The sequence below is a fragment of the Limnoraphis robusta BA-68 BA1 genome, assembly GCF_034932365.1.
GTDB lineage: Bacteria > Cyanobacteriota > Cyanobacteriia > Cyanobacteriales > Microcoleaceae > Capilliphycus > Capilliphycus robustus.
On sequence record NZ_JAYGHR010000025.1, the window covers coordinates 1 to 5,975 of the forward strand.

Sequence of the window (5,975 nt, forward strand, 5' to 3'; positions counted from 1 at the left end):
GAATATCAAGGCTAATACTGGTGGGTCGAAACTTGTGAATTTGTTTGGTGGCTTTGCGCTGGTTCACCACGCGGCGAATTGCCTGACAAACGTGATTGGCTTTCAGTCCCGTCGCCTCTCTGACTGGCTTGTAAACCAGATGGTGCAGTTTGGTGGTGTTCCAACAGTTGTTTTCTTTTGCCACTTGCAATATGCGGTTGCAGGCATCGGAAAATCCCGCCAGAGTTTCGTTGACCCGCTCGGTCAAGTCTGGTGGGGCTATCAGCTTGCATTTAACCGTAATTGCTTGTGTCATGGCTCTATTATACTCATCTGAGTGTAGCAGAGTTGTAAATTTTAGCGGAGTGGCATTCCTCCTATCGCCAACGTAAACTTATGGCGGGGGTCTCCTGCCGATTTAAAGATGATAACGGATAACGGGTTACTGTAAAGTGTAAACTGCCTTTTGTCTTTTTTAAAAAGTGGCGATCGCTGTTAGAATAATTATCAAAGTTGATAAGTATTGAGTTATTATTCAATTTTTAGTCTAAACTACAGTAGAGAATTTATTAACTAAAATCATACAAACAGACAAACGCTCCTTTTTGTTTATAAATCTCTACTTGGCGACCAATTGTATTAAGATAAGACAATAAAGTGTTTTCTTCAACCTCATCAACTCTAAAGAGTATCCAAACTCGTTTTTGACCTCTAAACGGTTCAAATTCTTGTTGGTATCGTTCCCAGTCAGCAGGTAAAATTTTCCTTTTTCGGGGAAGTTCATAGGCACCTAAAACATAATCACTGGGAGAATAACCGAATTTTGGGGCGTAATATTTCATGTGACTGACGCCTTGAAAATAGACATAAATTTGATCGCCCGGTTGTTGATTTGACTTAATATATTCTATTATAGGTCGAACTTCTTGTTTGAGTTCCGGCTGAAAAATTAATCGACTGGAATGAATTAAAGGATGAGTTAATAAGGCAATTAATACAACTGAACCCAACAGCCTAACCCATTTTTGTTGTGAGTGTTTTTGAGAGATGAGAAAAACGACTCCTTCTGCAATTAAAATTATAAAAAATGGTGTTAGAAATAAAACCAAACGTTCTCTAAAGGGATATTTTTGTAAATAACTTGCCGCTAAAGTCGCAAGAACTGGGGAAATTAACGTTATCAATAAAATTCTATTTCGACGATAGCAAGCAACACAACCGATAATAAAAGCTAAAATAGCAAAGCCATCGACTATTCCAATAAAACCAAGAGGTCTATAGAAAAATCGACCAAAAGCATCGAGTAACCAAAGGATATCAAAAATAGATTGAGGATATCTCGCTTGCCAAGATTCAACGAGATTATCGTTATTCATTGTATTGCTAATCGTTAAAAAGTAGAGACATCCAAAACTTAAAAGCCAAGTCAAATAAACGGGAATTCTATTCAATAAAATTGGTTTACGCTGTTGATGAGGTGCGGTAATAAAATAAGCCAGTTCAAGTCCTCCCAGAGTAAAAATAGCCGGATGAGAAATCCAAATGGCAATGAAGCCAACAAGAGAAAACCCTAAAACTAGACGTTTGTTTAGAATTTTGTAGCGGAAAGGAACAAGCAATAAACTCAGCAACAATGCAATCATAATATCGCTAGAATATTGCTTCAGTTCAGTGCCATAATAAACAATATAGGGTAAACTGGCAAAAAGAGCGATCGCCAGAAGTGCAGCCCATTGAGACGAATACCGTTCAGCGAATAAAAATAAAGCCACTAGAGAAACAATTCCCGCTAAAAAAGGAAAAAGTCTCAGTGCATATTCGTTGTTCCCCAAAACTTGAATTGATAACTTTTCAATCCACAAAAAACCGGGAGGTGCAGCTTGGTTATAATCGAGGGGACTAAGTAACTGCAAATAGGAACGGTTAACAATATTTAACGCTAAATTGGCTTCATCAAACCATAAAGAGCGATTATTCAGGTATTGAACCAGACGCACCAAAATACCAAAAATAACAAATCCGACAGACAGGATTCTGTATGTGCTAAAATTAGATAGAGACTTCATTCGTCAATGCTAGTTATTTGTCTAATAAAGACATACAATAACGGATTAGGGTAGCAATACGCGATCGCATTTGAGTTTGTCTGGCTTGCAGGGTGGTATTCTGACGAGAAGTTTGGAGAAAGCGAAAATCCATCTCCAACAGTCGCATCTGTTTGTGAATTTCGGTTAAATAAGATTGTAGGGGTGATACCAGCGAGGGGTCTACATCCTGATCACCGCACTGAAGGATATTCTCAAAAAGCTGTTGGGCTTGTCTGAAAGCAGTAGTCAGGGTAGCTTTTTCCAGATTAACCTCGGTTAACTGAGTTTGTAGGTGTTCGAGGGTTTGTTGGAGTTGAGCGATCGCTTGACGATGCTGTTCAGGTAACATAATGTTAAGAAATTCGTATATACTGTCAATATTAACCAAAGGTTAAAGCTTTAAAATCTTAAGATTAGGCAAATTCCGCTTACAACCCCCTAGAGACGAAAGCCCGATTTGGCAACATCTCTAGGCGTTAAAACCCCCATACAACGCTAACTGAGGTGAGTTAGCATCAAGCAAATACAGTGGTGTGGTTATACCAAGTTCGCTGACTCAAATAGACTGACTCACCTAAAAACAGATGAAGAAAGAGTTATCACTACCACTGAGAGAAATGAAAACTCTCCCAGTTTGTCAGATAGGGGAAACGGGGATAGACAGACTCAAGATCAGTCCACACACCAGAACTGATTGAAGAGAACTGACAACGGGTAACTTCATCGATCATCACAGCTAGCTTACCCCATCAGGGGGAGATAGCTATCTTGTACTTGTTACTAGAGTAGGGGAAAACTGCTCTAAACTTCAATCTTTGCTGAGGATGCTTTGCTAACGCCCAGAGGCGGAAGAAGAGCAACTCAGTCATTGTTTGTACTTGAAATTCAAGCCGGCTGCAAGATCAGCAAGACAAAAGCACTTGCTATTAGGTTCTACTCCCCTTTATTTTGGCATCAAAAAGACAAGATCTATGTAGCTTGCGAGTTTGGACATTTTATCAGTAATTCTTAGGTTTAACTGCCATGAACACTCGGACTCTAACAACCTCAATCAACTCCGACTGCGTGATCCCAGATTGGTTACAACAGTGTTTGGATAAATATCACACTAACAATTCCTGTTCTGATCAGTCATGTCCTGATAGTGATATTGTTTGCCGAGCCTTTGAATTTGCTTATAAATTACACGAAGGACAGTATCGCAAATCAGGAGAACCTTATATTAATCATCCGATTGCGGTGGCGGGATTATTGCGTTATTTAGGCTGTGAAGGGACAGTAATTGCCGCAGGATTTCTACATGATGTCATTGAAGATACGGAAGTTACACCGGATGAAATAGAAGCGCATTTTGGCTCAGAAGTTCGACAGCTTGTAGAAGGCGTAACCAAACTCTCAAAGTTCAATTTTTCCAATAAAACTGAACGTCAAGCCGAAAACTTTCGCCGGATGTTTTTGGCAATGGCAAAAGATATTCGGGTGATCGTCGTCAAGTTAGCAGATCGACTTCATAATATGAGAACCCTAGAGTTTTTAGCCGATCATAAACGCCGTAGTATTGCTCTAGAAACTCGAGAAATATTTGCTCCTCTCGCCCATCGATTGGGGATAGGTAGACTGAAGTGGGAATTAGAAGATTTATCCTTCAAATATTTAGAACCAGAGGCTTATCGAGAAATCCAATCTTTAGTTGCAGATAAACGAAATATTCGCGAAGAAAAATTAGCAGAAATCGCGGATTTATTGAGAAATCAATTGGATCAGGCGGGAATCAAATGTTATGAAGTTACAGGACGACCTAAGCATCTTTATGGCATTTATCGTAAAATGCACCACCGTCAAAAGCAATTTCACGAAATTTATGATTTAGCCGCCCTGCGGGTAATCGTCGAAACAAAAGAAGAATGCTATCGGGCTTTAGCGATTGTCCATGACGCTTTTCGTCCGATTCCCGGTCGGTTTAAAGATTATATTGGTTTACCCAAACCGAATCGCTATCAATCGCTACATACAGGCGTAATTGGGAGTACAGGACGTCCGGTTGAAGTGCAAATTCGCACCGTTGAAATGCACCATATTGCTGAATACGGGATAGCCGCCCATTGGAAGTATAAAGAAACGGGTGGATCGAGTTATACGAAGATTAGTAGTGCGGATGATAAGTTTACTTGGTTGCGGCAATTATTAGAGTGGCAAAATGATCTCAAAGATGCCAATGAATATTTAGAAAGTGTCAAGAATAATCTATTTGATGAAGATGTTTATGTGTTTACCCCAGAAGGGGATGTCGTGGTTCTTTCTCAAGGTTCAACGATGGTTGATTTTGCCTATCGGATTCATACCGAAATTGGCAACCATTGTAAAGGGGCGAAAGTCAATGATCGGATTGTTCCGCTAGATACGGTATTAAAGAATGGAGATATTATTGAGATTCTCACTCAAAAAAATTGTCACCCGAGTTTAGATTGGCTGAACTTTGTTAAAACTAGCACAGCTAAAAATCGGATTCGTCAATGGTACAAGCGATCGCATCGGGACGAAAATATTGATAGAGGTCGAAATTTACTCGAAAAAGAAATGGGTAAAAATGGCTTTGAATCACTCCTAAAATCCGAAGCCATGCAAACCGTTGTCCAACGATGTAATTACCACGCTGTTGATGATTTATTAGCCGCTTTGGGATACGGCGAAGTGACTTTAAATCATGTGGTGAATCGACTGCGAGATGCGGTGAAAGGTCAAACTCAGATTCAAGAAGCTTCTCTAGAAGAATCTCAGACGAATCTCCAACTCGCTAACATGATTCCTCCGACTTGTCCGACGCCTTCCTCGAGTAAATCACCGATAGCTGGAGTTGAGGGGTTGTTGTATGGAATTGCGGGTTGTTGTAGTCCCATTCCCGGTGAACCGATTATTGGTGTCGTGACTCGAATCCGGGGAATTTCCATTCATCGACAGGGTTGTGAAAATGTTAATAAAGTCTCTGGCGATCGCTTAGTTCCGGTGAGTTGGAATCCGGTAGCCCAAAACGGGAGTCGTCCTCAAACCTATCGCGTGAAAATTCAAATCGAAGTGTTTGATCGCGTGGGTGTGTTGAATGATATCTTATCCCGCCTAAAAGATAATAACGTGAATGTGTGTAGCGCTCAAGTGAAAACGTTCCGAGATGCACCTGCACTGATTGAATTAGGGATAGAAATTTGCGATCGCGATCAACTCGAACATACTTGTGTTCAAATTAAAAATATCAGCGATGTGTTGAACCTGCGACGGGTTAATAAGGTGCTGAAAAACTCTTAAACAGTCACCAGTATTGTAGGGACGCGCCTCATTACAGTTTACAGTTATGCAGTAACCAGTGACCAGAGTTTTCAGTTATTAGTTATTAGTTATCACTGTTGACTGTTTAAACCCGCCTAACTTCTAAAATTTAACCCCTCGACTTGATCGAGGGGCTATGTTTTTTTGATGAGTCGCTAACTAGAATGAACCATTAACCAATCCATTCTAGAACCGCTTCTTCCTTCGTATTAGTGCGACGTTCTGGGGTTTCACGGTTAAAACTCATGTGAATAGAACGAGTTTGTTCACCATCAGAAGCCACCGCCATAATCGGATAGTCAATCATACCATCGGGGAAAGAAACTTGAATGCGGAAGGTACCATCTGAATTCAGTTTAATGGGTCGTCCGCCAATAGTCACAACAGCATCAGGTTCGGTTGCGCCGTAAATGATTAATTCTGCATCCGCAACTAACCAGAACTTACGGGGACGGACAGGAGGTATTGAAGCCGCCATACCCACACCCGACATTCCAATACCGGACATGGTTAAACCCATTCCATAACCCGACATACTGATACCTGCACCAGAAGCCGTTAAACCCGCACCGGACATACTCATACCCA

Annotated in this window: 3 protein-coding genes and 2 pseudogenes; 1 reads left to right on the forward strand and 4 read right to left on the reverse strand. The window is 40.8% G+C overall.

All coding sequences use genetic code 11. The features are described 5' to 3' along the window. The 3 genes and pseudogenes from VB836_RS11030 to patD form a co-directional block, all read right to left on the reverse strand. Positions 1-295: pseudogene (locus VB836_RS11030) on the reverse strand (transposase); the annotation flags it as partial. Positions 296-548: 253 nt separating this feature from the next. Beyond that, positions 549-2,045 (reverse strand): glycosyltransferase family 39 protein, encoded by a 1,497-nt coding sequence (locus VB836_RS11035; protein ID WP_323219389.1) that lies wholly within the window; start codon positions 2,043-2,045, stop codon positions 549-551. Positions 2,046-2,058: 13 nt separating this feature from the next. Further along, positions 2,059-2,415 (reverse strand): heterocyst frequency control protein PatD, encoded by a 357-nt coding sequence (patD, locus tag VB836_RS11040; RefSeq protein ID WP_323219390.1) that lies wholly within the window; start codon positions 2,413-2,415, stop codon positions 2,059-2,061. A gap of 674 nt (positions 2,416-3,089) precedes the next feature. Between patD and VB836_RS11045 the strand changes: the two genes are divergently transcribed. Continuing rightward, positions 3,090-5,366, forward strand: a complete 2,277-nt coding sequence (locus VB836_RS11045; RefSeq protein WP_323219391.1) for a RelA/SpoT family protein — start codon at positions 3,090-3,092, stop codon at positions 5,364-5,366. Positions 5,367-5,559: 193 nt separating this feature from the next. Here the strand turns inward: VB836_RS11045 and VB836_RS11050 are convergent. Further along, a pseudogene (locus VB836_RS11050) lies at positions 5,560-5,975 on the reverse strand (DUF4912 domain-containing protein); the annotation flags it as partial.

Bases quoted from the DNA above. Each gene is read 5' to 3' on its own strand.
- patD (WP_323219390.1), bottom strand. From the start codon at position 2,415: ATGTTACCTGAACAGCATCGTCAAGCGATCGCTCAACTCCAACAAACC.
- VB836_RS11035 (WP_323219389.1), bottom strand. From the start codon at position 2,045: ATGAAGTCTCTATCTAATTTTAGCACATACAGAATCCTGTCTGTCGGA.
- VB836_RS11045 (WP_323219391.1), top strand. From the start codon at position 3,090: ATGAACACTCGGACTCTAACAACCTCAATCAACTCCGACTGCGTGATC.